This window comes from Paraclostridium dentum (assembly GCF_012922555.1).
GTDB classification, from domain to species: Bacteria; Bacillota; Clostridia; order Peptostreptococcales; family Peptostreptococcaceae; genus Paraclostridium; species Paraclostridium dentum.
Window position 1 is genome coordinate 1 of record NZ_WIPK01000018.1, and the last position, 22800, is coordinate 22800.

At 29.0% G+C, this 22800-nt stretch carries 24 protein-coding genes; 1 reads left to right on the forward strand and 23 read right to left on the reverse strand.

Going from position 1 to position 22800, the window contains the following annotated elements; all coding sequences use genetic code 11:
• Window positions 1–364 precede the first annotated feature (364 nt).
• Window positions 365–1267, forward strand: coding sequence for an acetamidase/formamidase family protein (locus GFJ41_RS16190; protein ID WP_170075869.1), 903 nt, complete (start codon window positions 365–367; stop codon window positions 1265–1267).
• 71 nt (window positions 1268–1338) lie between these two features.
• Here the strand turns inward: GFJ41_RS16190 and GFJ41_RS16195 are convergent, their stop codons facing one another.
• The 23 genes from GFJ41_RS16195 to mnmE form a co-directional block, all read right to left on the reverse strand.
• Window positions 1339–2622 carry an adenylosuccinate synthase gene (locus GFJ41_RS16195; RefSeq protein WP_021428046.1) on the reverse strand — a complete coding sequence of 428 codons (1284 nt, stop codon included), beginning with the start codon at window positions 2620–2622 and terminating at the stop codon, window positions 1339–1341.
• Between the two features lie 83 nt (window positions 2623–2705).
• Window positions 2706–2996, reverse strand: a complete 291-nt coding sequence (locus GFJ41_RS16200) for a hypothetical protein (RefSeq protein ID WP_025161516.1) — start codon at window positions 2994–2996, stop codon at window positions 2706–2708.
• Between the two features lie 199 nt (window positions 2997–3195).
• Complete coding sequence (dnaB, locus tag GFJ41_RS16205; protein ID WP_021428037.1) at window positions 3196–4524, reverse strand: replicative DNA helicase; 1329 nt, start codon at window positions 4522–4524, stop codon at window positions 3196–3198.
• 23 nt (window positions 4525–4547) lie between these two features.
• Complete coding sequence (rplI, locus tag GFJ41_RS16210) at window positions 4548–4997, reverse strand: 50S ribosomal protein L9 (protein ID WP_021428061.1); 450 nt, start codon at window positions 4995–4997, stop codon at window positions 4548–4550.
• Window positions 4997–6997, reverse strand: coding sequence for a DHH family phosphoesterase (locus tag GFJ41_RS16215; RefSeq protein ID WP_021427993.1), 2001 nt, complete (start codon window positions 6995–6997; stop codon window positions 4997–4999). The genes rplI and GFJ41_RS16215 overlap by 1 nt, the downstream gene beginning before the upstream one ends.
• A gap of 9 nt (window positions 6998–7006) precedes the next feature.
• Window positions 7007–7966 carry a YybS family protein gene (locus GFJ41_RS16220; RefSeq protein WP_021428002.1) on the reverse strand — a complete coding sequence of 320 codons (960 nt, stop codon included), beginning with the start codon at window positions 7964–7966 and terminating at the stop codon, window positions 7007–7009.
• Between the two features lie 7 nt (window positions 7967–7973).
• Complete coding sequence (locus GFJ41_RS16225; protein WP_021428034.1) at window positions 7974–8294, reverse strand: MazG-like family protein; 321 nt, start codon at window positions 8292–8294, stop codon at window positions 7974–7976.
• 94 nt (window positions 8295–8388) lie between these two features.
• The gene (gene rpsR / locus GFJ41_RS16230) at window positions 8389–8616 is read right to left on the reverse strand and encodes a 30S ribosomal protein S18 (protein ID WP_021127409.1); all 228 of its coding nucleotides are present in this window, start codon (window positions 8614–8616) and stop codon (window positions 8389–8391) included.
• Between the two features lie 17 nt (window positions 8617–8633).
• The gene (locus GFJ41_RS16235; protein ID WP_021434331.1) at window positions 8634–9089 is read right to left on the reverse strand and encodes a single-stranded DNA-binding protein; all 456 of its coding nucleotides are present in this window, start codon (window positions 9087–9089) and stop codon (window positions 8634–8636) included.
• Between the two features lie 40 nt (window positions 9090–9129).
• Complete coding sequence (gene rpsF, locus GFJ41_RS16240; protein ID WP_021428006.1) at window positions 9130–9408, reverse strand: 30S ribosomal protein S6; 279 nt, start codon at window positions 9406–9408, stop codon at window positions 9130–9132.
• A 289-nt stretch (window positions 9409–9697) separates the two neighbouring features.
• Window positions 9698–10900 carry an aminotransferase-like domain-containing protein gene (locus GFJ41_RS16245; protein ID WP_021428032.1) on the reverse strand — a complete coding sequence of 401 codons (1203 nt, stop codon included), beginning with the start codon at window positions 10898–10900 and terminating at the stop codon, window positions 9698–9700.
• A gap of 62 nt (window positions 10901–10962) precedes the next feature.
• Window positions 10963–11148 carry a DUF951 domain-containing protein gene (locus tag GFJ41_RS16250; protein WP_021428122.1) on the reverse strand — a complete coding sequence of 62 codons (186 nt, stop codon included), beginning with the start codon at window positions 11146–11148 and terminating at the stop codon, window positions 10963–10965.
• A gap of 11 nt (window positions 11149–11159) precedes the next feature.
• Complete coding sequence (locus tag GFJ41_RS16255) at window positions 11160–11423, reverse strand: putative Se/S carrier protein (RefSeq protein WP_021434333.1); 264 nt, start codon at window positions 11421–11423, stop codon at window positions 11160–11162.
• Between the two features lie 85 nt (window positions 11424–11508).
• Window positions 11509–12099 carry a sulfurtransferase-like selenium metabolism protein YedF gene (gene yedF, locus GFJ41_RS16260; RefSeq protein ID WP_170075870.1) on the reverse strand — a complete coding sequence of 197 codons (591 nt, stop codon included), beginning with the start codon at window positions 12097–12099 and terminating at the stop codon, window positions 11509–11511.
• 115 nt (window positions 12100–12214) lie between these two features.
• Window positions 12215–13243, reverse strand: coding sequence for a DUF5711 family protein (locus tag GFJ41_RS16265; RefSeq protein ID WP_170075871.1), 1029 nt, complete (start codon window positions 13241–13243; stop codon window positions 12215–12217).
• Between the two features lie 77 nt (window positions 13244–13320).
• On the reverse strand, window positions 13321–14613 hold the full coding sequence (locus GFJ41_RS16270; RefSeq protein ID WP_168932752.1) for a helix-turn-helix domain-containing protein: 1293 nt from the start codon (window positions 14611–14613) through the stop codon (window positions 13321–13323).
• Window positions 14614–14779: 166 nt separating this feature from the next.
• Window positions 14780–15928: an aminotransferase class V-fold PLP-dependent enzyme gene (locus GFJ41_RS16275; RefSeq protein ID WP_150841736.1), complete on the reverse strand. Its 1149-nt coding sequence runs from the start codon at window positions 15926–15928 to the stop codon at window positions 14780–14782.
• A gap of 15 nt (window positions 15929–15943) precedes the next feature.
• Window positions 15944–16822 (reverse strand): ParB/RepB/Spo0J family partition protein, encoded by an 879-nt coding sequence (locus GFJ41_RS16280; protein WP_170075872.1) that lies wholly within the window; start codon window positions 16820–16822, stop codon window positions 15944–15946.
• Window position 16823: 1 nt separating this feature from the next.
• Window positions 16824–17597: a ParA family protein gene (locus GFJ41_RS16285; RefSeq protein WP_021428117.1), complete on the reverse strand. Its 774-nt coding sequence runs from the start codon at window positions 17595–17597 to the stop codon at window positions 16824–16826.
• A 55-nt stretch (window positions 17598–17652) separates the two neighbouring features.
• Entirely contained in the window at window positions 17653–18444 is a 792-nt protein-coding gene (gene noc, locus GFJ41_RS16290; protein WP_021427994.1) for a nucleoid occlusion protein, read from the reverse strand.
• Window positions 18445–18603: 159 nt separating this feature from the next.
• The gene (gene rsmG, locus GFJ41_RS16295; RefSeq protein ID WP_021428030.1) at window positions 18604–19323 is read right to left on the reverse strand and encodes a 16S rRNA (guanine(527)-N(7))-methyltransferase RsmG; all 720 of its coding nucleotides are present in this window, start codon (window positions 19321–19323) and stop codon (window positions 18604–18606) included.
• Window positions 19316–21211: a tRNA uridine-5-carboxymethylaminomethyl(34) synthesis enzyme MnmG gene (gene mnmG / locus GFJ41_RS16300; protein ID WP_170075873.1), complete on the reverse strand. Its 1896-nt coding sequence runs from the start codon at window positions 21209–21211 to the stop codon at window positions 19316–19318. Before mnmG ends, rsmG begins: the two co-directional genes overlap by 8 nt.
• A 51-nt stretch (window positions 21212–21262) precedes the next feature.
• Window positions 21263–22642, reverse strand: coding sequence for a tRNA uridine-5-carboxymethylaminomethyl(34) synthesis GTPase MnmE (mnmE, locus tag GFJ41_RS16305; RefSeq protein WP_170075874.1), 1380 nt, complete (start codon window positions 22640–22642; stop codon window positions 21263–21265).
• Between the last annotated feature and the right edge of the window lie 158 nt (window positions 22643–22800).

Sequence of the window (22800 nt, forward strand, 5' to 3'; positions counted from 1 at the left end):
ATCCATCCGCGACTCGAACGCGGGACACCCTGATTAAAAGTCAGGTGCTCTACCGACTGAGCTAATGGATCATCTTTGCTGAGATGTTGTTTCGACTTTTTTCTCTGCCGTATCAACAAATACTATTATATTAGCTTTATTAACTTTCGTCAACACTTTTTGTAAAATTTTTTAATTTTTTTAAGCAAATTATTTAAATACCCTATTTTTCAATGGTTTAATCCATTTATTTAAACATAATTTTCAGCAAAATTTAGTAATTTTGTTAATTTTTTTATATTTTTTTAAAGATTATATTATAAAAATATTTTATTAATACTATTTGTAATATAATATTCTTATACTAAATAAAGGAGGTAAATTTATGAACTTCATAAACAAAGAAAATCATACATTTACATTTTCAAGCTTAAACAATCCAGTTCTTAAAGTAAAATCAGGAAGCAATGTAGTTTTTGAAACTCATGATTGCATGTGTAGTCAAATAACACGTAGTGATGACAATATGGACAGTATAGACTTTGATAGAGTAAATCCAGCAACTGGACCTTTATACATAGAAAATTCTATGCCTAACCAGACTTTAAAAGTTAGTATAAATTCTATTGAATTAAAAGGCAATGCTCTTGCCATGACAGGTCCTGGAGTTGGAGTTCTTGGTAATAAACTAGATACTATGACTCATAATATTTTAAAAATAGAAAATGAAAAAGCTTTATTTAATAATTTAGAACTTCCTTTAAATAAAATGATTGGTGTTATAGGTGTTGCTCCAAGCGATAATAAATCTATAAATTGTGGAACTCCTGGTAGTCACGGTGGTAACATGGACTGTAAGATTATAGCTGAAGGCTCTAGTGTATATCTTCCTATATCAGTAGAGGGATCTTTATTATCTCTTGGAGATATCCATGCTGTTATGGGTGATGGTGAAATCGGAGTAAGCGGAGCTGAAATAGGAGCTCTAGTTGATGTAAAAGTTGAAGTAATAGATAACTTAACAATAAAGAATCCTATCTTAGAAACTAAAGATGCTTATTATACTGTAGCTTCTGCTGAAACATTGGATGAGGCTTATGAAATCGCTATCGAAGATATGTTTGATATTTTACTTCCTAAATGCAACTTATCTAAAAATGATCTAGTTATGCTAATGAGTTTAACTAGTGATATAGAAGTTTGCCAAGTTGTTGATCCTTTAAAAACAATTAGATTTAAAGTTAAAAAAGATATTTTAAGTCAATTAAATATAGATAAATTAATATAAAAATAAAATAAAGCTATGTTAAAACATTATATAATGTTTTAACATAGCTTTTAGTTTTATATATTATAAGATTAGAATATATTTTTTCTTACTATAGTTTGCGCTCTGTTTGGTCCAACTGAAACCATATCTACATTTACTCCAACTAACTCTTCTATTTTAGCTATATATTTCTTAGCATTTTCAGGAAGTTCTTCATATGTTTCCATACCTGTTAAATCTTCAGACCATCCTTCTAATTCTTCATATATAGGCTCACACTTAGCTAAATCTTCTAATGAAGCTGGGAATTCTCTTAACACTTTGTCTCCCATTTTGTAAGATGTACATATTTTAACTGTATCAAATCCAGTTAAAACGTCTAATAACATTAAAGATATACTAGTTAATCCATTAACTCTAGCAGCATATCTAACTATTACAGCATCAAACCATCCACATCTTCTTGCTCTACCTGTAGTTGTTCCAAACTCTCTTCCTTGAGTTCTTATCTTGTCCCCTGTTTCATCGTTTAACTCTGTAACAAATGGTCCTTCTCCAACTCTAGTAGTGTAAGATTTTACTATACCTACAACATCTTTTATCATGTTAGGTCCAACACCAGCTCCTACAGAGAATCCTCCTGATGTAGGATGAGAAGATGTTACGAACGGATACGTTCCTAAATCTAAGTCTAGTAATGTACCTTGAGCTCCTTCAAATAAGACTTTCTTTCCTGCTTTTATAGCTTCGTATACAACAACTGATGTATCATCTACGTAAGATCTTATTTGCTCTGCATACCCTAAGTATTCATTGTATATAGCATCGAAGTCAAACTCTTCTGCTCCATATATATTCTTAACTATTTTATTCTTAGCATCTATTTGAGCTTTTAATTTTTTAGCGAATATATCTTTATCCATTAAGTCACATATTCTTATTCCAGATCTCTCTGTTTTATCCATGTAACAAGGTCCTATACCTTTTTTAGTAGTACCTATTTTATTATCTCCTCTAGCTTCTTCAGCTAAAGCATCTAATTCCTTGTGATATGGGAATATAACATGCGCTCTATCACTTATTTTTATATTTTTAGTATCTATATTATCTGCATTTAACTTAGCTAATTCTTCTAAAAATCCTTTTGGATCAAATACTATTCCGTTACCTATTACATTTATAGTTTCTGGATTTAATACTCCTGATGGTATTAGGTGTAATGCATATTTCTTTCCATCAACAACTAATGTATGACCTGCATTGTTTCCACCTTGTCCTCTTACTACTACATCAGCTTGTGTAGCTAAATAGTCTATAACTTTACCTTTACCTTCGTCTCCCCATTGAGAGCCTACTATAGCAACAGTCTTCATATTAATTCACCTCTAATTATTTTATTCGAACACTTACTTTCTTATTTTACCAAACATTCGCTTTATTTTCAAAACCTTTTTTATTAACCTATTTTATTTAGTATGTATTTTTCCACATATTCTAAGCTTTCTAGGGTTTTTATTTCGTGTTCATTAGTTTCTATAAATCTAATCATATCATTTACATTGTTAGCCTTTTTTACTAGTTTATTATCTCCTGTAAATGTATTTGTAATGTATATTTTTACTTTATTATTTTCTTTAATGCCATATACAACTATAGTTTCTTTATCTTTATTATCAATTATTCTACATATATTGATTTCTTTGTTTATAAACTCTGTATTTGGATATATATATACTATATTTATCATTTTTTTCTCCCCCGTTGAAAAAATTATACTAATTATAAGAAAGCAAGCTAAATTAGCTTGCTTTTTTAATTTGTTTTTTATCCACCATTTATCCACAGAGCATCTGTGGAAATTGTGGATATCGTTTCGATAGTTTAAAATAAAAATATCCACATATGATTATTTTTTATAAAATTATCAACATGTGGATATTTTTTTATTACATTTCTCTAGCTTTATTTGCAAATTTTTGTATTTCGCCTAACCAAACAAGTTCAACTGATCCAGTTTCTCCATGTCTATTTTTAGCAATTATAATTTCTCCTATATTCTTTCTTTCTGAATCAGGATGATAATATTCATCTCTGTATAGGAACATTACTATATCTGCATCCTGCTCTATAGCTCCAGATTCTCTTAAATCGGATAACATAGGTCTATGATCTGATCTTTGTTCTGGTGCACGTGACAACTGAGATAATGCTACTACAGGACAATTCAATTCCTTAGCTATTATTTTCAAAGATCTAGAAATTTTAGATATTTCTTGTTGTCTACTTTCATTCCCTCCATCACCTTCCATAAGTTGAAGGTAATCTATAAGAATTAGGTCTAAACCTTTTTCAATTTTTAATTTTCTACACTTCGATCTTAATTCACCTATTTTTATACCAGGTGTATCGTCTATATATATGTTGGCGTTAGATAAAACAGACATAGCATCTATAATTCTAGGCCAGTCATTTTCATCTAAGTTACCAGTTTTTATCTTTTTCAATTCTACATGAGATTGTGCAGATAACATACGTTGAACTAATTGTTCTTTTGACATCTCTAAACTAAATACAGCTACAGATGCATCACCTTTAAGTGCTGCATTTTGGACTAAGTTAAGAGAAAATGCTGTTTTACCCATTGCAGGACGTGCTGCAACAAGTAGCAAGTCTGTTCTTTGTAGTCCATTTGTTTTCTTATTTAAGTCGTCAAATCCAGTAGTTATTCCAGTTATATCTTCCTTATTAGTATATAACTTTTCTATAGTGTCATATGTATCCATAAGTACTGAATTTATAGTTTGGAAATCTTCGCTAGATTTTTCTTGAGATATATCAAATATTTGCTTTTCTGCTTTTTCTAAAATGTCTTCTACTTTTATTGAACTATCATATCCTAAGTTTAATATATCATTAGATACTCTTATAAGCTTTCTTAAAACTGATTTCTCTTTCACTATATCTGCATAATACTTAACATTAGAAGTTGTAGGTACTATAGTAGATAAGCTAGTTATATAGCTTATTCCTCCTATATCCTCTAGATGACCTTGCTTCTTTAACTCTTCAGTAAGAGTTATTAAATCTATAGGTTCATTTTTATTGTTTAGCTTCATCATGCACTCATAAATAATTTTATGAGCTTCTTTATAAAAATCTTCAGGTTTTATAGTTTCTGTAACAGTTATTATAGCTTCTTTATCTAATAGTATAGATCCTAGTATAGATTGCTCAGACTCCACACTATGTGGAGGAATTCTACCTATATCCTCCATTTATCTCACCTCTAGTGTTTTTCTTATTGTTTTTCTTTTACGTCTACTCTCATTTTAGTAACTACTTTTTGATGTATTTTTATTTCAACAAATCTTGAACCTAAAACTCTTATAGGCTCATCTAATATAACTTTTCTCTTATCTACATCTATTCCATGCTCTTTTTTTATTTGAGCAGCTATATCTTTAGATGTTATAGAACCAAATAATCTTCCACCATCACCAGCTTTAGAATACATAGTTATATTCATTTCTTCCATTTTCTTTCCTAATTCAACTGCTGCTTCGTATTCTTTTTGTTCTTTTATTTGTTGAGATGTTTGTTTTTCTTTTAATTCTTTTAACTCTGTATTTCCAGCTTGAACTGCTAATTTTTTAGGGAATAAAAAGTTTCTAGCGTATCCATCACTAACTTCCTTTACATCACCTTTTTTTCCTGTTCCTTTTATGTCTTTTAATAATATAACTTTCATTACTCTTCTTCCTCCTCTAGATATTGTGTTATGATGTCTGATACCATCTTATATCCTTCTTCTAAAGATACTCCTTCAAGTTGAGCTCCTGCTATATCAATGTGGCCTCCGCCACCTAGTTTTTCCATTAATACATGTACGTTAATAGACCCTAATGATCTAGCACTTATAAATATAGTTCCTGATTTAGTTTTACCTAATACAAATGATGCTTCTACATCTTTTATGCTTAAAAGCTCATCTGCAGCTTGAGCTACAACTACATTTATATTATTTATATCCGACTTGCAGTAAGCTAAACATATCTTGTCATTTATAACTTTAGTGCTTTGAATTATCTCTGCTTTCGTTACAAAATCTTCTAAATTAGAGTTAAATAACTTCTTAACTTCTATTGTATCTGCTCCTGCTTTTTTCAGATATGATGCTGCTTCAAATGTTCTAACTCCTGTTTTAAATGCAAAGTTTTTAGTATCTAAACTTATTCCTGCCATTAATCCTTCTGCTGTTAATTTATTTATTTTAACATCTTCTTCCATATACTGAACTAATTCCGTTACCATCTCACAAGTTGATGATACGTAAGTTTCATGGAATAAAAGAACTGTATCATTTATAAATTCGACCCCTCTTCTATGGTGGTCTATAACAACAATTTTATCAGATATAGCTAATAATTCAGGACATTCAGTAAAGTTAGGTCTATGAGTATCAACTACGATTACCAATGTGTCCTTAGAACAATTTTTAATAGCATCTTCTCTTGATATAAACAAATTATTGTAGTAATCAGATTTTTTTAATCTACCTACAAATTCGTCAATAGAATCGTTGGAACTATTTAAAACTATATGTGCATTTTTATTACATGACTTACATATATCATAAATACCTCCTGCGGCTCCCATTGCGTCCATATCAGGATATTTATGTCCCATTATATATATATTCTTGCTTTCTAATATAATCTCTCTTAGCGCATGACCTATAAGTCTTGATTTAACTTTAGTTTTCTTTTCTACAGCTTTAGATTTACCACCGTAGAATATAGACTTGTCTTTAGTTTTTATTACGGCTTGATCTCCACCTCTACCAAGAGCTAAGTCTAATGCTCCTTTTGCTAATTTGAAATTATCATTAATTGTTTTTCCTTCTATTCCTATACCTATACTTATTGTTACAGGTAAATTATTTTCTTGGTCAATTTCTCTTATTTTATCTAATATAGAGAATTTATCTGCTTCTAATTTGTCTAATTCATTTTTACTTAAAACTAAAAAGTATTTGTCATTAGCCGTTTTTTCAAGCGCACCGTTACAACTTGATTCTAATGACGCTAATATTTTATCGATATCTACATTTATTAAAGGTCTTCTCTCTTCAGGAGCACTTTGTAATACTTCATCATATCCATCTACTTGTATAGTAGCTACTACATTTTTTTCTTCTTCATACTTACTTTTTAAATCTAAGTAGTCAGTTTTATCAATCCAGTAAAGCATCATTAAATATTTAGTTTTGTCTTCTTGATCACTTTTTATAATATTATAAACTATAGTGTACTGTCTTCCATTATAGTTTATATCGGTATATAACTCTTTATTTTCATTTAATACTTTTCTTAAGTTTATATTTTTAACAAGAGTTTCTATGTTCATACCTAAGGTATCTTCTTTTTCTGTCATTTCATGGAACTTAGCATTGTACCATGTAACACTACCATCAAACTCTAAAATACATAAAGGTATTGGCAAGTTTAGTATAGCTTTTTTTGTTACTTCATCAATATCTACAGCTAAATCTTGAATATACTTATTCCATTCTTTTCTTCTTATATCTCTTGTTCTCCAGTTATGAAAAACAATATATATAAAGGCAGCAAATACAAGAGCACCTATATATATATTGTAATACATTAATATAAGACTAAGAATCCCAATAACCACTATGTATGCATTTATTTCTGGCATATTAAATTTAAAGGTCGACTTATTAAACATTTCTACCTCCTAAGTGGATTTGTAGTTTCTTACCTTTCTAAAATCAATTGCACTGTCTAACATTCCTACAAAGCTCAAAATCATGGATCCTGATAATAGAATTACTGCTATTACTGCAAATACTATTTTACCTGGCGATTTATCTTTCCATCTTTTTATAAAGTAAATAGACACTGATACACCTTGTATTAAAAATAGTATACTAAATACCAATTGAATATTTAACATTATTGAGTCTGTATAAAGCCCTATATTCAACATCTCTAAGAACATAACTAATAAATATAATATTAGTGATGTCACTATAGCATTTCCTGGTAAATAAAACTCCGAAAATTTTGGTAAATCGTAATTTAATACTTTAGTTCTTCTTAAAATAAAGGCTTCTACATAATATGTTATTAGTGATGCTATTATGCTATACATAAATAACACTGTAGGCATCATGTTTTGGAACATATTAATCATATCTTTGGCTGTTATATTTTCCTTAGGCATCATATTAGTGCTTTCCATAACAGCAAACTGAGCTTCTACTGTTGCTTTTATAGTTTTCGATATATCTGCTAATAAATCTATATTAAATAACAGTTTTGACATTGCAAAAAATACAATTATAGATAGTATAAATGCTATCGTTCCAAAATATATAGGCGTAAAGCTTTTATTTTCATCTTCTACTTTGCTATCTTGATTGATTCTATATCCCACTGCTATCCCTGGTAACATACACATTATAAGTAAATTTAAAGCGTATACTACGTCTACAGTTAATACCAATATAAAAAAAGAGGATATAGCTGAAATTAATGCATACTTATATCCTGAAGTTGTTGATATTATAGCATATGGAACAGGAAGAATAAGCGCAAGTAACCCTAAAAACGGAATGTATGCTGAAGCAAGACAAAGTCCAATAGCTATAACAGTAATCATTGCCGTTTGAGTTAATTTAGCTCTATTATTCAAATTAATATCACTCCCTATTGTCTAAGTAATTTTTAAGATTAGATAAATCTCCATACCATCGTTCTACACTATGGTCTTCCTCTATTCCATCCTTTATCTTTTCCTTTATTTTATAATCTATTTCCTTAAAGCTAATTCCAAGTCTCTTTGATAGTAAATATGTAACCATAACTATATTAGCTAGAGTATCTTGTAAAATCTGATCTACAGGTCTTGTACCTTTAAACAAAAGGTTAAATAAGTCCCCCAGGCTTATTATTAATTCTGTTTTCATCCATTCAATAATTTTTATGTTCTTCGTTATCTCTGAGTTTTTATCTAGTCTCACTATGTCCCCCCTCCTTAATATATAAATATTATATCATAAATCATAGTAGTTTTAACCAATAAAAAAACGAGCCCCCTAAAGGCTCGTCCTTTTCTTAGTCTAATGTATATGGTAATAAAGCTAAGTTTCTAGCTCTCTTTATAGCAACTGTTAATTCTCTTTGATGCTTAGCACAAGTACCAGCTATTCTTCTAGGTAATATTTTACCTCTTTCAGTTACGTATTTTTGTAATCTTTGAGTATTTTTGTAGTCTATCTTAGCATTTTTATCTGCACAGAATTGACAAACTCTTTTTTTCTTACGTCTCTTCTTGTTTATCATGTCTTTTTCCCTCCTTTTTAGAATGGTATATCATCATCATCTATAGCTTGGAATCCTTGAGGATCTAATCCTGCAGGCTCAAAGCTTGGTTCGAAACTAGGTTCGAATCCTTGATTCTGATTTTGATTTGGATATGGACTATCCGATCTATTTTTATTACTATCTAAGGCTTGTATATTTCGAGCACTTACCTTAGTGAAAGTTCTTTTTTCTCCTGATTGAGTTTGATAATTATCTACTCTTATCGAACCTTGTATAGCAACTAATCTACCTTTTGATATATAGTTTGCACAAAATTCAGCAGGTTTACCCATTACCTCAACCGGTATAAAATCAGTATCTTTGCTACCATCTTTTTTAGTAAAATCTCTATCAATGGCAATACTGAATGATGCAACGGCTGTTCCTGTTCCTGGGATATATCTTAACTCAGGATCCTTCGTTAATCTTCCCACTAGCACAACATGATTCATATAAACACCGCCTATTCACGTAAAATTTATATATTAGTTATTAAGCAACAACTATCATATGTCTTATTACGTTCTCGTTTATCTTTAAGTTTCTGTCTATTTCCTTAGGAACATCAACACCTGACTTAAAGTTAACTAATACATAGTAACCTTCAGTGAACTTAGCTATTGGGTAAGCTAATTTCTTAGTACCCCAAGTATCTACAGTTGCAACTTCACCTTCAGTAGCTATAACTTCTTTAACCTTGTTTAATACAGCTGCTTTTGTTTCTTCATCTGCATTAGGCTTTACTACGAAAACTAATTCATAATTCTTCACACGATTCACCTCCCTTTGGACTTACGGCTCTGCTGCGCAGAGCAGAGAAATGAGATTTATAATCTCACACTTTACACATTTTATCACTAATAAAATTAATTGTCAATTTTATTTTATTTCATACTAAAATTGGAAATATTAATATTATTAGAAAAAATAAAATCTAAAATTAATATAGTATAAAGATTTTTATTTTGTTAATCCTATAAGGTATAACCCCATAACCTTAATATATTTCATCTTAATCTCCCCTAAAAAAAATAGTGACCGAAAGGTCACTATTTTTTATTTAAGCATTTGCATCTTGAGCTAAAGCATCTTTTAATGCCTCTGCTAATCTCTTAACACCTTCAACTATTTTTTCATCAGGCATATTAGAGTAATTTAATCTGAATGTATTTTCTTTGCCTCCATTAGGGAAGAATGACCCTCCTGGAACATAAGCAACATTGTTTTCTAAACATTTTTCCATTATTTTTCTTGCATCTAAGTGTTGAGGTAGATCTACCCAAGTAAATAATCCACCTTCTGGATATGTATGTTCTATTCCTTCTGGGAATGTTTCATCTATTGTTTTTAACATTAAATCTCTACGTCTTCTATAAACTGTTTTTATTTTCTCAACATGTGCATCTAAATCATAAACATCTATAAATTTACTTACTTCTCTTTGTGATATTGTAGATGCTTGTAAGTCTGCTCCTTGTTTAACAAATATGAATTTTGATAATAATTCTGGAGAAGCAGCAACCCAACCTATTCTGTATCCTGGACAGAATATTTTTGAGAATGATCCTAAGAACATAACTAGTCCTTTTTCATCCATAGCCTTTAATGATGGTAATATTTCCCCTTCAAATCTTAATTCCCCATATGGATTATCCTCTACTACTGGTAATTCAAACTTATTTATGACATCCATGAATCTTTCACGTCTTTCCATAGACCATGTCTTTCCTGTTGGATTTTGGAAGTCAGGTATAACATATATCATTTTTACATTTTCTGTTGTTTCTAAAATCTTTTCTAGTTCTTCAATTATCATACCATCTTTATCAGTTGGTACTTCTATAAATTTAGGACAATAAGCTTTGAAAGCATTAAGTGCACCTAAGTATGATGGACTTTCTACTAAAACTACGTCTCCTTCATCTAAGAAAATTTTACCTGCAAAATCTAAACCTTGTTGAGATCCACTTGTTATTAATAGATCATCTTTTGATACATTAGTTTTTAGCTTTCTATTCATTCTTTCAGCTATGTGCTCTCTTAAAGGTCCAAATCCTTCTGTTGTAGTATATTGAAGAGCTTCTCTTCCTGATTCTTCTAATACCATTCTTGATATTTCTTTCATTTCTTCTACTGGAAATAATTCAGGAGCTGGAAGTCCGCCTGCAAAAGATATTACTTCAGGTTTCTCTGTCAATTTTAAAAGCTCACGAATCTCAGATCCTTTTAATCCATCCATTCTTTTTGCAAATTTGATAGCCATAATTAAGTTCCCCCTTGGTAAAATGTTTTCCCACTTTAATTATAGCAAAAGAAAACGCTTTTTTACAAGCCTTTTACTTTTTTTATTCTTTTTTCTAAAGTTTCTCTATCTAACATCAGCATTCTATCACACTTTAAACACTTTATTTTAAAGTCCATTCCTGCTCTAGTTATTTCAAATTCTTTACATCCACATGGATGTGGTTTCTTTAGTTCTACAACATCTCCTACGTTTAGCTTCATTGGCATTTGCATCACTCCTATCTTAATTTAGTTACTTCTTTTTTTCCTCCGGCTACTCTATTTACTTTGAAAATTCCATTATATAAAATTTCATTTTCTTCTAAAGATTCTACAACTACATCCATGTCCTCTTTTAAAAATCTAACAGATATTCCACAACTAGAACTTATTTCTCTAGGTGTTGGTAAAGTCGTTACCTTTAAATCTTTTTCATTTAAAACTTTATCTGTTCTTATTGCATGATGTGTTGAGTTAAAAGCTACTATATACATTTCGTTCATTTTCCTGTATTCCTTTCTTAATGCCTTTATTTTTGATTTTATATAAACAAAGACTACATAAACTTTGTCATGTAGTCTTTATTATTTATATAGATATAGTTTTTGATGAATTATTCATTGATTCTACAATTGTATACATATTTGTTACAGTTCCAACTTTTAATTCTTCTTTTAATCCGTAGTAATCTAAGCATGTTCCACAAGATAATATTTCAACACCTGCATCTTGTAATATTTTCAGATTTTCTACTGTTGCTTCATTTTCTGTTGTCAACTTTATTCCGCTATTAACAAATAGTATACTTTTTGGATATGGCTTACTTTCTGTTAAAGTATATATATATCCTTTTATAAGTACCTGTCCTAATTCATCATTTCCAGTTCCCATTTTATCTGAGTTTATAAATATACATGTATCAACTAAAGACTCTTGTGATTTTTCTTCTATTATAACATTTTCACCTTTTATAATCTCTATACAAATAGAATCTTTTTCTGTTTTTAATACATTTGCTTCTAAATTCATTGATTTTGCTAATTTTAATATATTTTCCTTAGCAATCTCATTATCTACAGTTACTTCTACAACCCCTTGTTCAATACTATCTAATTTTTTTTTAGTATTTATAACTGGTTTCGGACATGCCAGTCCTTTTGCATCTAACTCTATTCTCATAAATACTCATCTCCTTAATATAATACAATACTTCCTTAATTTTAACATATATAGACATATTTTGTTATAGATTATTCCTATACCATAGATTTAAATTATTTCATTGTCCTATTGTCTATTTAACTTTTAATATTTGTATTTTATCATCCAATTCAACACCTAGAGTTGAGTCGTTAATCAACATTATACTTTTTATGTCTTTTTCAAAACCTTTTAATTCTTCACCTTTTTTATTAATTATTTTATTATCTTTATACAATATAAAGTTATCTTTCATATTAACGATACCATCTATATATTCAATATTACTTGATGTAGATATATCTTCAACTTTCTTGCTTATATGTTTTATATTATTGTTTTCTTCTATAATATACATTCCATCACTATTTATATTGCTATAATATTTTATATTTTTAACATCAAATTCATCAATTACCTTTAAATTATAATCTACCCTGTTTATTTTATTTTTTTCAATTAAGTAAATATTATCTTTTTGCACTATGCTATCTAAAATAATAGAGTCTTTTATGCTTTTTTTATCTTTTAAGTTTCCATTGTAATCATATTTAGTTATTGTACTTTCTAAATCTTTTTCAGTTTTTAAATCACACACGTATATACCTTGTGATGTATATTCTATATCAGTTAGTTTACCTTCTAAATCTAAGTTTTTCTGCAAGTTACCCTCAAAATCGTAAATATTTATACTATCTTTATTTTCTTTTTTATATGCATACACATATGAATCATTATCTAAACTTACATACATAAGTCCATTATTCGATACATTTTTTTTGAAAACAACTTTTCCAGTTTTATTTATACTATATATAGTATTTTTATCTTTATCTAATACATCTATATATTTATTGCTATCTAGTCTTAAATTTTTTATATTTAGATTTATCTTAAATATTTCTTTTCCATTTTCATCTACACTTTTTAATGTCTTTCCATCATAATATACAATATTATCTTCATACTCTACACAATTAAATTTTTCACTAACCTCTATACTTTTTTTATCTTGTATTTTTACAGATTTTTTACCTAATTTTTGACTAACACTTCCTATTGTCTTAGGATTTATTAAAACTATTATAATTAATACAATTATTAATAACCATTTCTTTTTCACATCTAATCCCCCCAAGCCCATTTATACCTAATATTTTCTATATAAAAATAAAAGACTCCTTTTATTAAAGAGTCTTTTTAAATAATTTCTAAGTTTTTATATAAACAAACACCTTTTTGATAATACTCAAGTTCTTTTTCTTTTGAGATATCTGTATATAGTTGACCTAATTCTATATATAAGTCTGCAAGAGTTTTCCTATCGTTTAGTTCATTTACTATATTTATACATTTTAGTATATATTCTATTGCCATTTTAATATTTTCTTCTTTTTTGTATATTTGAGAATAATATTTGAGAGCTTTATATTCAAAATACTTATTTTTATTTTTTATTGAACTAGCTAGTGCTAACTTCGAATACTTTCTAGCTTCTTCATAGTTTTCTAGTTGAATGTATGATTGTATTATTTTTATAATAACATCAATTGAACATTCATCATCATCATATTTCTTTATTTCATAAGCTCGTTTTGAATAATCTAATGCTTTTTCACTGTCGCCTATATTTTCATAAACTTCGCATACTCTTAAATAAACATTAGCTAATTCATTCTTATTATCTTCTTCTTCTAAAAGTTCTAAAGCTAATCTAAATTGTTGCTTAGCTTCTTCATATTTACCCATACCCATTAATTTATTCGCTTTAGATACCATTAACTCAGCTTCTTCTTTTGTGTTAACAGTTATATCTAAGTTTTTAATTTTTTCTATATACTCTAAAGCTTCATCATCTTTGTTTAATTGTGTATAACAAAATGATATATTGCTGTATAAATCTTTTTTAACACTTGAATCATTTAATTTATTTTCTTCTAAAATATCTTCAGCAAACTTGAAGTTACTTACTGCTCCTTTATGGAAGTTTTCTTCCATATAAATTTTACCTATGTTTATATAGCATTTAGCTATATTCTCTTTATCATTATTTTGTATGAAAAAATATAATGATTTTTCAAAGTTAATTATAGCAGCATTATAATCTTTTTGTTTTAGGTTTATCGTAGCAAGTAATAGATTGCATCTCCCATAATTATCTATTAATTGATACTTTGTGCATATCGACATAACTTTATTTATTTCTTCTTTTGCTTTTTCTAAATCTTTGCATTTTATATAAATTTCACTTTGTATTATTAAATTATCAGTTATCTTTTTAGCTTGCATTTCCTTTGTTTCTAGTAAATAGTCTACACTTACACCAAGACGGCTTGCTAAATATTCTAATAACTCGTAACTAGTGTATGACTTGTCTCTTTCTATATGACTAATTTGAGCTGCAGTAATTCTTTCTCCAGCTAGTTCTTTAAGCGTTAAGTTTTTTTCTTTTCTTAATTTCTTAATTTTTTCTCCTAAGCTTAAAATTTCCATGCCTGTCCCCCCTAGAAAACATTTTCTTATAATAAAATTATAACTTATATTTATCATAAATACACTAATTTATTTTTTTAGACGCCATTTATTTTTAATTTAGTACATAAAAATACAGGTGATTCCCTCTTTATAGCCATACTACTGAGGTAAATCACCCATATTTTTACATATTAATTTCTTTTTCTATTTCTATCAAAGCTTCGACAGCTTTATCTATTTCTTCTTTTGTATTAAAGTATCCAAAACTAAATCTTACAGTGCCTTGTACAAGCGTTCCTATTGTCTCATGAGTAAGTGGTGAACAATGAATTCCTGATCTTGTGGCAATATCGTACATATCGTCTAGCAAGTATGTTAATTCTCCTGAATCTATATCCCCTATATTTATAGAAATTACAGCTGCTCTTTTTTTGCTATCTAAAGGTCCATATATTTTAACATTAGGAACCTCTTTTAGTTTTTTCAGCATATAATCACATAATTCTTCTTCATGATGTCTAATTTTATCTATTCCTGTTTCTAGAACAAATTTAACACCTGCATTTAAACCTGCTATACCAGGTGTATTATGAGTTCCTGATTCATATCTATCAGGCATCATGTTAGGTTGGAATAATTCTTCTGAATTACTACCTGTTCCACCTTCTTTTAATATATCAACATTAAGTCCTTCTCTTATATATAAAATACCTGTCCCTTGTGGTCCAAGTAAACATTTATGTCCTGGAGCTGCTACCATATCTACATTTAATTTCTGAACATCTACATCATAGACACCTAATGTTTGAGATGCATCCACTAAGTATAATATATTATTTTCTTTAGCTATATTACCTACAGATTCTATATCAACAATAGTTCCACATACATTTGATGCATGAGTTGTAACAATCAATTTTGTATTTGGTCTTATTGCTTTTCTTATATCTTCAGGATCTAGTTGTCCTAATTTATCACATTTAACAATAGTATTTTCTACTCCTTTTTTCTCTAAAGACTTTATAGGTCTTATAACTGAGTTATGTTCAATACTTGTTGTTATAATATGATCCCCAGGTTTAACAACCCCCTTTATAGCAAGATTTAAAGAGTCTGTAGCATTATGTGTAAACACTATGTTCATAGGATTAGATACATTTAAAAGTTTAGCTATATTCTCTCTACACTCGTAAATCTCTCTCCCTGCTCTCATAGCTAATTTATGACCAGCTCTACCTGGATTAGCTCCATAAGTTTCCATACAATCTAAAACTGCACAATATACTTCCTTAGGTTTTGGAAATGTAGTTGCTGCATTATCTAAGTAAATCATATTAAGTCCCCTCTCTTATGCTTCTTGTCCTTCTAACAATAATGATATTATGCCATTTAAATCATCATCATTATAGTACTCTATTTCTATTTTACCTTTTTTCTTGCCTTTAGAAATATTAACTTTTGTTCCTAAAAGACTTGTAAGTCTTTCTTCTACATCCACAATATATATATCTTTTTGTTTTTTACTTTTTTCAACAACTGGAGTTTCGCTCTCTACTATTTTTTTAGCTAATCTTTCAGTTTCTCTAACAGATAACTCTTCCTCTATTATTTTGTTAGCTAACTCTAATTGCATTTTTGAATCAGTTATTCTCAAAAGAGCTTTACCATGACCTGGAGTAATTCTATTATCTTCTACCATAGCCATAACTTCTTTACTAAGATTTAAAAGTCTTAAAGTATTTGTTATGTGAGGTCTACTTTTTCCGACTGCTTCAGAAATTTCCTCTTGAGTCACACTATAATGGTCTATTAAACTTTTATAAGCTATTGCTTCTTCTATAGAGTTTAAATCTTCTCTTTGTAAGTTTTCTATAAGAGCTATTTCCATTAAATCTTTCATAGGTATATCTTTTATAACAGCTGGCATTTCTTTTAAATTAGCTTTTTTTGAAGCTCTATATCTTCTTTCACCAGCTATTATCATGTATTTACCTTCATCATCTGGTTTAACTACTATAGGCTGTAAAACTCCATAGTTTTTTATAGAATTTGATAATATCTCTATTTTTTCCCCATCAAAAACTTTTCTAGGTTGTTCTGGGTTTGCATAAATTTTCTTTATATCTATATTAACAATGTCTTTTGAATCTATTTCTTCTTTTATAGTTGGAATTAAAGCTCCTAGCCCTTTTCCTAGTCTATTTGAACGTCTTGTCGTTTTTTCCATTCTATATCACATCCTCCTCTAAATCTATAAATTCTTCTGCTAATTCTAAGTATGCAACAGCACCTTTACATCTAGAGTCATAGTATATAACTGGTTTACCATGACTTGGAGCCTCTGCTAACCTTACATTTCTTGGAATTAAAGTTGTATACACACTTCCTTTAAAGTATTTTTTTACTTCTTCTACTACTTGAATTGACAGGTTCGCCCTTCCATCAAACATACTTAAAACTACACCTTGTATCTCTAAATTAGGATTTAGACTTCTCTTAATTAGTGATATAGTTTCCATTAGCTGGCTAACACCTTCTAAAGCATAGTATTCACACTGTATAGGTATTAAAACACTATCAACTGCTGTTAAACAATTTATAGTTAGCATACCTAAAGATGGAGGACAATCTATAAATATGTAATCATATTTATCTCTTACTTTATCTATTGCTTTTTTTAATATATATTCTCTTTCTTCAACAGTTGTAAACTCTATTTCTGCTCCAGCTAATTCTGTTGCTGATGCTACTATATCAATATTTTCAAATTCAGTTTTAATTATTGCATTCTCTATACTATCATTATTTATTAATACTTCATAAATTGTATTTTCGACTTCATTTTTTTCTATACCATATCCACTAGTAGAATTCCCCTGCGGATCTAGATCTAATACTAAAACTTTTTTACCCATTTTAGCTACACTAGCGCTTAAATTTACATTTGTAGTTGTTTTTCCAACTCCACCTTTTTGATTAAACACTGCTATTACTTTGCTCATAAGACTTAACCCCCTTTAACCTTTTAAAAAAAGATTACTGCTAAGCAGTAATCTTTTATTTTTTAGGAATCTTTACAACAACCTCTATGTGATCACCTTTATCAACCTCTTTATACTTAGCTTCTAATCCTGTATTAGTTATAGCTTCGTATGCTTGCTTGATAGTATTAAGGTATATTCTCATTCCCATTATACCTTTGACAGTTTGTTTTTTATCTTCACCATCTTTAGGTTGTTTTAAATCTTCTAATATATCTGCTATTAGCTTTTCTGTTTTCTTTACATTTAAATCTGATTTTATTACCTTTTCTAAAACTTCTCTCATAAGTTCTTCATTTGGCAATTTCAATAAAGCTCTAGCATGTCTCTCCGTTAAACTATTCTCTACTAATTTTATTTTTATATCTGTTGGTAATCTTAGTATTCTAATTTTATTAGCTATTGTAGATTGATTTTTTCCTAACTTTGCTGCAAGCTGTTGTTGTGTGAACTCATGCTCTTTTATTAAGTTCTCATAACCCATAGCTTCTTCTATAAAATTTAAATCTTCTCTTTGTAAGTTTTCTAATAATGCTAATACAGCTGAAGATTCATCAGACATATTATTTATTATAGCAGGAATAGTCTTTAATCCAGCTAGTTTTGATGCCCTAAGCCTTCTCTCTCCTGCTACTAATTCATACTCATTGTTGCTTTTACTCCTAACAGTTATAGGCTGTAATATACCATATACCTTTATAGATTCACTTAACTCTTCTAATGCCGCTTGTGAAAATACTCTTCTTGGTTGGTATGGATTTGGAACTATATTATCTATAGGTATCTCCATAACTCTTTTATCTTCCATAACATCCCTCTCTCATCCAAAACTAAATATATTTAAAACACGAAATTACCTTAGTTACTTATTTGTATAATATTTCTTCATTTAACTACATATTCCTTCTAAAATATTTTTTTTAACATATAATTTAAAAATATTTCTTTGGAAATATAGATTTTCATTCTATTTTATTGGGGTTTTTACTGGTTTACCTGCTTTTCTTGGGTATTTTGCTGGCGTACTATTTACTTTTTTGAAAACAACTATATTATGTTTTAGCTCTATTTCTGGAAGCTCTACATCTATCTTTTCTACAAATTCTAAACCTAAAACTTCCATAGCTTTTCTAGACTCTTCTAATTCAGTGTCTGCATTTGGTCCTTTTAAACATACAAAGTATCCCCCAACTTTTATAAAAGGCACACAAAATTCCATTAAAATAGGTAGTCCTGCAACAGCTCTAGCTGTAGCTATATCATATTGTTCTCTATATTTTTCGTCTTTTCCAAAGTCTTCTGCTCTTCCATGTATTAATTCAATATCATCTATATTAATATTTGTACAAACTTCACTTAGGAAATTTATTCTTTTATTTAAAGAATCTAAAAGTGTTACTTTTGAATTTTCTAAGCAAATTCTTAATGGAAGTCCTGGAAACCCAGCTCCAGTACCTACGTCAATTATAGACATTCCATCTTTTATATAACCTTTTTTAACTGCAGCTACAGAATCTAAAAAGTGTTTTATATACACTTCTTTTTCTTCTTCTATTCCAGTAAGATTCATTTTTTGATTCCATTCAACTAATATTTCTCTATACTTACTAAACTTATCTATAGTTTCATCACTACATTTTAATCCTAAGTCTTCAATACCTTTTTTTAATATATCAGCATTAGTCATTTTTTTCACCTCTACCTCTTCTTTGTTGTTCAAGATAGATAAGTAAAACTGATATGTCAGCTGGCGAAACTCCAGATATACGAGATGCTTGTCCTATTGATATAGGCTTTATAGCATCTAACTTTTGTCTAGCTTCTATTCTTAACCCATCTATAGCTGAATAATTTAAGTCTTCATTTAACTTCTTATTTTCTAGCTTTTTAAATTGATCTATTTGTTTTAATTGTTTATCTATATAACCTTCATATTTAGTCATTATTACACATTGTTCTTTTACTGAATAAGGAACTTCTTCTCCTGCTCCTTTACCAGCAGCTTCTATCATTTCATAATCAACTTCTGGTCTTTTTAAGAATTCATATAAAGAATAACCTACTTTTATAGGAGATGCCCCTTTTTCTTCTAGTAGATGATTTATATCTTTAGGAGTAATTCTTTCAGTCTTTAATCTTTCTAATTCTTTTTCAATTAACTCTTTTTTGTCTAAGTATTTTTTATATCTATCTTCATCTACAAGTCCTATTTCATTACCCTTTTCAGTAAGTCTCATATCTGCATTATCTTGTCTTAAGTACAATCTGTACTCGCATCTAGATGTCATCATTCTATAAGGCTCATTAGTTCCTTTTGTAACTAAATCATCTATTAAAACACCTATATAAGCTTCTGATCTGTCTAATATAAATGGTTCTTTTCCTTGAATTTTTAATGCTGCATTTATACCTGCTATTAAACCTTGAGATGCTGCCTCTTCATAACCTGAAGTTCCATTGAATTGACCAGCACTAAATAAGTTGTCTACACCTTTTATCTCAAGAGTTGTTTTTAATTGAGTTGGGTCTATACAATCATACTCTATTGCATATGCAGGTCTCATTATTCTTGCATTTTCAAGACCTTGAACACTTTTATACATTTGAATTTGTACTTCGTAAGGTAAACTTGTTGATATACCTTGGATGTACATTTCTTTAGTACTTTCTCCTTCTGGCTCTATAAATATTTGATGTGATTCCTTGTCACTAAATCTAACAATCTTATCTTCTATAGATGGACAATATCTAGCACCAGTACTATCTATTTCCCCTGCATACATAGGAGATCTTCCTAGGTTACTCTTTATTATTTCATGAGTGTTTAAATTTGTTCTTGTTAAATAACATGGCTCTTGTTTTCTAGCTAATTCATTATTTAAGAATGAGAATGGAGTTATACGCTCATCTCCATTTTGTAATTCCATAACAGAGAAGTCTATGCTATCTCTATGTATTCTAGCAGGAGTTCCTGTTTTAAATCTTCTCATTCTTAATCCTAAGTCAACAAGTTTATCAGTTAAGAATTTACTATATCCTAAAGCATTAGGACCTTCATAAAAAGAAACTTCTCCCATGTATATTTTAGAGTTTAAATAAACTCCTGTTGCAAGTATTACAGCTTTAGCATTATAAATACATCCTAGTTTTGTAATTACACCCTTTACAACATTACCTTCACTTAATATATCTACAACTTCATCCATTGCTATATCTAAGTTAGGCTCATTTTCTAATGTTTTTTTCATTTCTTCATGATATCTAGCCTTATCTGCTTGAGCTCTTAATGAGTGAACAGCTGGCCCTTTAGCTGTATTTAGCATTCTACTTTGTATAAATGTTTTATCGATATTTATACCCATTTGCCCACCTAGAGCATCTATTTCCTTAACTAATTGTCCTTTTCCTGTTCCTCCTATAGAAGGGTTACAAGGAAGTAAAGCTATTGAGTCTAAAGAAAGAGTTATAACTAATGTCTTATGTCCCATCCTAGCTGTAGCTAATGCAGCTTCACATCCTGCATGCCCCGCTCCAACTACTATTACATCATAATTTCCTGCATCAAAATTTAACATATATTCTCCTTTCTGATAAATATAGTATGTTTCACGAAAAACATACTATATTTATTTTCCTATACAGAAGTTACTAAATATCGTGTCTAATAGATCTTCAGTTACTGTATCTCCGTTTATATAACCTAAGTAATCCCATATATTTTTAAAATCAACCTCTATAAAATCTAATGGCATATATGAGTCTATAGCCGTTAAAGCATCTGAAATTGATTGTTTAGCTTTGTATAGTGCATCTTTATGTCTAGAGTTTGTAACAACTAAATCAGAAGAGTTTCTAACCGTTCCTTCAAACACCATATCTTCTATTTTATCATGTATTTTTTCTATACCTTCATGTTGTAATGCTGATATAGTTATTATATTTTTTTCATCTACAAACTGTTTTATTTTTTCTATATCTATAACTTGATCTAAATCTGTTTTATTTAGTAAAACTATAGTTTTATTAGGTTGTACAGCTTCTAAGATTTCTATATCTTCTATTTCTAATTCTCTTGAAGAGTCTAAAACAACTATTGATAAGTCTGCCGAATTGAAAAATTCTTTTGATTTTTCAACTCCTATTTTTTCAACAACATCTTCAGTCTCTCTTATTCCTGCTGTATCTACTATTTTTAAAGGTATTCCTTTTATGTTTACAAATTCTTCTATTACGTCTCTTGTAGTTCCTGGAATATCTGTTACTATAGCTCTATTCTCACCTAATACAGCATTTAAAAGAGATGATTTTCCTACATTTGGTTTTCCAACTATTACTGTTTTCAATCCATCTCTAAGAATTTTTCCACTTTCAGCTGTATCATATAATTTATTTATTTCTTTTTGAAGTTCTAGTGATTTTTCTTTTAATGTATTATATGTTATGTGCTCAACATCTTCATCCGGAAAATCTATAGAAACAGTTATATGAGCTAACATTTCTGTTATACCGAATCTTAAATCTTTTATTTTTTTAGATAAAGACCCTTCTAATTGAGACTGAGCTACAGTGTGCGCCATCTCCGTCTTAGCATTTATAACATCTATTATTGCCTCTGCTTGAGCTAAGTCTATTCTTCCATTTAAGAATGCTCTCTTAGTAAATTCTCCTTGATCAGCTAATCTAACATCTTTAGATAAAACTAATTCTAGTATTTTTTTTACAGAAATAAATCCTCCGTGGCAGTTTATTTCTATAACATCTTCAGTTGTATATGAGTTTGGACCTTTCATATAAGCGACTAATACTTCATCTATAGTCTTTTCTCCGTCTAGTATATGACCATATATTAACGTTCTTGTATTATATTGCTCGATCTTCTTTCCTGAAACTGACTTGAATATATCATTTGCTACTTGAAGTGATTTTTCTCCACTTATTCTTATTATTCCGATTCCACCTTCACCTGGCGCTGTTGCTATTGCAGCTATAGTATCGTCTATAAACAATCCTATCACCTCTTTATTTAATATTTTTATACACAATCTTTTAAAATAATATTTTATCACTTTATATACTATTTTGTAATAATATCGATCTAAAATTTGAATAAACTCTACCTACTATAATATCATGTATATCAACATAATCTTAATATTATTTTATA

Excerpts from the sequence above, each read along its gene's own strand:
- GFJ41_RS16190 (WP_170075869.1), top strand. The coding sequence starts at position 365 with ATGAACTTCATAAACAAAGAAAATCATACATTTACATTTTCAAGCTTA.
- GFJ41_RS16195 (WP_021428046.1), bottom strand. The coding sequence starts at position 2,622 with ATGAAGACTGTTGCTATAGTAGGCTCTCAATGGGGAGACGAAGGTAAA.
- GFJ41_RS16200 (WP_025161516.1), bottom strand. The coding sequence starts at position 2,996 with ATGATAAATATAGTATATATATATCCAAATACAGAGTTTATAAACAAA.
- dnaB (WP_021428037.1), bottom strand. The coding sequence starts at position 4,524 with ATGGAGGATATAGGTAGAATTCCTCCACATAGTGTGGAGTCTGAGCAA.
- rplI (WP_021428061.1), bottom strand. The coding sequence starts at position 4,997 with ATGAAAGTTATATTATTAAAAGACATAAAAGGAACAGGAAAAAAAGGT.
- GFJ41_RS16215 (WP_021427993.1), bottom strand. The coding sequence starts at position 6,997 with ATGTTTAATAAGTCGACCTTTAAATTTAATATGCCAGAAATAAATGCA.
- rpsR (WP_021127409.1), bottom strand. The coding sequence starts at position 8,616 with ATGATAAACAAGAAGAGACGTAAGAAAAAAAGAGTTTGTCAATTCTGT.
- GFJ41_RS16235 (WP_021434331.1), bottom strand. The coding sequence starts at position 9,089 with ATGAATCATGTTGTGCTAGTGGGAAGATTAACGAAGGATCCTGAGTTA.
- GFJ41_RS16245 (WP_021428032.1), bottom strand. The coding sequence starts at position 10,900 with ATGGCTATCAAATTTGCAAAAAGAATGGATGGATTAAAAGGATCTGAG.
- GFJ41_RS16250 (WP_021428122.1), bottom strand. The coding sequence starts at position 11,148 with ATGCCAATGAAGCTAAACGTAGGAGATGTTGTAGAACTAAAGAAACCA.
- GFJ41_RS16255 (WP_021434333.1), bottom strand. The coding sequence starts at position 11,423 with ATGAACGAAATGTATATAGTAGCTTTTAACTCAACACATCATGCAATA.
- yedF (WP_170075870.1), bottom strand. The coding sequence starts at position 12,099 with ATGAGAATAGAGTTAGATGCAAAAGGACTGGCATGTCCGAAACCAGTT.
- GFJ41_RS16270 (WP_168932752.1), bottom strand. The coding sequence starts at position 14,613 with ATGGAAATTTTAAGCTTAGGAGAAAAAATTAAGAAATTAAGAAAAGAA.
- GFJ41_RS16275 (WP_150841736.1), bottom strand. The coding sequence starts at position 15,928 with ATGATTTACTTAGATAATGCAGCAACTACATTTCCAAAACCTAAGGAA.
- GFJ41_RS16280 (WP_170075872.1), bottom strand. The coding sequence starts at position 16,822 with ATGGAAAAAACGACAAGACGTTCAAATAGACTAGGAAAAGGGCTAGGA.
- GFJ41_RS16285 (WP_021428117.1), bottom strand. The coding sequence starts at position 17,597 with ATGAGCAAAGTAATAGCAGTGTTTAATCAAAAAGGTGGAGTTGGAAAA.
- noc (WP_021427994.1), bottom strand. The coding sequence starts at position 18,444 with ATGGAAGATAAAAGAGTTATGGAGATACCTATAGATAATATAGTTCCA.
- rsmG (WP_021428030.1), bottom strand. The coding sequence starts at position 19,323 with ATGACTAATGCTGATATATTAAAAAAAGGTATTGAAGACTTAGGATTA.
- mnmG (WP_170075873.1), bottom strand. The coding sequence starts at position 21,211 with ATGTTAAATTTTGATGCAGGAAATTATGATGTAATAGTAGTTGGAGCG.